Source organism: Flavobacterium sp. 316 (assembly GCF_000967805.1).
Taxonomy (GTDB): domain Bacteria; phylum Bacteroidota; class Bacteroidia; order Flavobacteriales; family Flavobacteriaceae; genus Flavobacterium; species Flavobacterium sediminilitoris.
This window is the reverse complement of record NZ_JYGZ01000012.1, coordinates 1-2861: the sequence shown is the minus strand read 5'-3', so window position 1 is coordinate 2861 and position 2861 is coordinate 1. Positions and strand designations below refer to the sequence as shown.

Annotated in this window: 1 protein-coding gene; it reads right to left on the bottom strand. The window is 30.3% G+C overall.

Translation table 11 applies throughout. The features are described from left to right. Positions 1-2824, bottom strand: a 2824-nt coding sequence (locus tag SY27_RS17985; RefSeq protein ID WP_152640793.1) for a hypothetical protein, incomplete at its 3' end; no start/stop codon positions are given. Positions 2825-2861 lie beyond the last annotated feature (37 nt).

The following is a 2861-nucleotide window of genomic DNA, read 5'->3' as shown; positions in this document are numbered from 1 at the left end:
CTTGATTACTTTGTTCATGGGCATAAGAATATTTGGTTTCTAACGTTTCTTCAGGTGAACTGGTTATTATAGTTTGTGTTGTTTGTTGAAGATGATTAGGGCTATTATGTGAATTAATAATCGTATTTTCAACTTGGCCAACTAAATTGTTTGAAATGTCATAAAAATAGTCTGTTGATGTTTTATTTTTTAAATAATATCGGTAAGATATGTTCTTGTATTCAACAATGTCAATATTGTCTAATCTATTGTAATAAGTAATCAAATCCCCTACGTTTCTGCCATAACAAGAGTGGTTTATGTATGAAGTTACATTGTTTGCTCCTGGAACAACACAATTCCAAGTACCTACATAATGAATGTGTTGATGATTTGTTGTACAGGTTTTTATAGGGTATCTTGTTGTAACATCAGTCGAATTACACGTGTATACAGCTGGGCCTTCTAGGATTTCATCATATTTTTTTCGAGTAGCAAAGTTGATTAATTCAACAGTCTTAGTCTCGTCAAGAAAATAGTTGTTGGATTGTTTTTTTAATAGATAAAAATTACTTCCTTTTTTGGTATAACTTTTCGATTCAATTTCAAAGCCATTATTCCATCCAAAATTAGTAAATGGAGCTCCAGAAATATCATCACTATTGTATATCGTTTTCCCAAAATAGTCTTTATTAACCATAAATTGTTTTTCTTCTGCTCCGTTTTCAAAATTATTGCCTCCATAACTGATGGTTACATAAGGATAATAGATGTTATTTCCATTAACATACATATTTCTTAACGAACTAGAAGTAACAACTAAATCTGAGAATTCATGATAGCCTACTAAACTACCAGAGCCATCAAAACCAATTATTGGCTCTCTCCATGTCCTAATGTCCGTATAGTGTTGCTTTAAACCATTAACTCCAGAAGATTTGTATAACTCATTTAGTTTTGAATAATAATATCTTTTTATTATCGGTTTATTATTATCATCATCAATGGTCACACTGACTCTATTACCGCCAGTAGGGATGTTCTGGTAGCTAGTAGTGTAATTGTCTTTATAATATTGAATCGATGTATAGCCTCTTGTACAAGTACCACTATTTGTTAAAGTAATAATATAATTTTTTTCTTTTTCAGCTATAAAATAAGCGTCTCCGTTATTTAAGTCAGCTGAGAGACCGTTGGGTATTTCCATTCCAAACTGGTCATATTTGAATAATCTTACAGCTTCATTGTCTTCTACGCAATGAACACTTGTTATTGTTTTGTGCTTATTAGATCCTAAATTTAAATCAGGTTGGCAATTGTAGAATTCGGAACCACCTATTAATTTTACTTTTTGAATGAAATGAGAATATATTTGTGTGTCTACTTTTTTGTTTCGCTGACCTTCATAACTATCTATGGTTTGGTAATAATTAAAGAGGTTAGAAGGATATGTTCTTTTTTCTCCAAAATAATTATTTTGTTCATAGTGAATCGAAGTACTTCCTTTAGTTGGGTAAATTATTTTATTAAGAAGACCTATTTTTGAAAAAGTTGAGTTTAATTCTAAATTTGCGTGGCTGTAATTCACATTCTGTAAACCATATCCATCAATCTTTGGAATTAAATTAGTATTGCTTGTAACTCCATTATAATAACCCCAATAATCTCTTGCAAATGATAGTCTTGAGGGGAATAAATGGGGTTGTATGTATTCAAAACTATATTTTTGATTTGGGTCATTTGAGATGACTTCTTGAAGAAAAAGACGTTCTGTATTAGTTCCTAGGTAATTAAGGTTTACTTTGTTAATAATCTCAGCACTTTTGTTTTCTCTGCGTATTTCCTTTAGTACGGTATTCGGATCACTTACATTATATAATTCATTATTGTAAGTAAAAATCAATTTACCGTCATTAGGGTTATTACTCTGAATACTTTCAATTTTTTTACCAATAATTGTAATGCTATGTGAATTTAAAGGTGATATAGTAATACCTTTTGAATAAGATTTTCCTACTGAATATTGATAGCTAGGATAAGATTTTGACAATTGTTGACTTTGTGATGAAATATAATCGTCTGTTTGGCTAGTATAATTAATGTAAATTTCTAAACCATCTGTTGTTTTTATTTTGTTTAAATACCAAGCAGTATAGTTGCTTTCTGGAGGGTTATGATACCCTGGTGTATTTGTTCTTGTTCTTGTTCTTTCTTTTTCTTCAAAATAGTATATAATACCTTGTAAATCTGTAATTTTAAAATTATACAATTCGCTAGCAAGTGCACCAGAATAAACTTCAATTTTAAGATCCGATTGAGGCAAATGAACAATTGATCCGTCTTTGTCGAACACAAATTGTCCTGAATTTCCATTAAAGTTGTAGCTGAATAAATCTCTTTCAGAATCCATATATTCATTCTCTCCAACAGTTTTTAAATATTGCATTAATGTTGGTTCCTGATAATTGTTATTTGATGCTTTTTGAATTATTAGTTGAGAATCTTCATCTGGCTGGTCTCTTATAACTCTATTTATAACACCACCACCAATTAAGTTCCAACCTAATCCTACTTTTGAATTAACATCATCAATCTTTATTCCATTAGAACTGTAAGATAGACTAAAGGGAATAGTAATACTTTTTGTTTTAAATTCTAGTAAGGGTATTTGTACATTGGGAGATCCTGTAAATAATCCTACTGGAATATTTCCGTAGTTTCCCAATGCATAAGCTTCAGGAGATGGAGGAATTATATTTGGCAGATAATCTTGTGGGTTAGGATCGTTTTGCCCAAACCCTAAAGCACTTATCAATACAATAGTTAGCAGTTTTGTTATTCTCATGGTGTATCGTTTTGTTTTCAATTCTTTATTTTTTAAT